Source organism: Streptomyces sp. WM6386, from assembly GCF_000972385.1.
Classification (GTDB): Bacteria; Actinomycetota; Actinomycetes; order Streptomycetales; family Streptomycetaceae; genus Streptomyces.
Genome location: NZ_JXTE01000734.1, coordinates 1 through 329 on the forward strand (window position 1 = coordinate 1; position 329 = coordinate 329).

1 protein-coding gene is annotated in these 329 nt (G+C 72.3%); it reads right to left on the reverse strand.

Going from position 1 to position 329, the window contains the following annotated elements; genetic code table 11:
* On the reverse strand, positions 1 to 329 hold a 329-nt coding region (locus TN53_RS43445; RefSeq protein ID WP_046264453.1), incomplete at both ends, for a DUF2267 domain-containing protein.

Consider the following 329-nt stretch of genomic DNA (forward strand, 5'->3'; position numbering starts at 1 on the left):
CGCTGGGGGTGGCCGAACAGCAGGTCGTAGCCCGCTGGGAGTTGGAGCAGTATGCGGCCAGTGAGCTCCTCGCCCGCCGCATCGGCGGCCACGCTGAGCACGGCGCTCACATCCCAGGCAGCGGTCTGTTCGGTTGCTCCCTCGATCCATGCCGCGGTGGCCCTGACGAACCGTTCGGGGGACAGCGGCTCGCGCGCCTGGAGCGGATTGAGCAGGACGAGTGCCAGCTCCTCCGGTAGCCGGGCGGCCAGTTCCGCCCTCACCTCGCCCACCACGTGCGCGCCCAGCAGCGCCAACACTGTGCGGGCCGCCCGCGCGGCTTCCTCGGG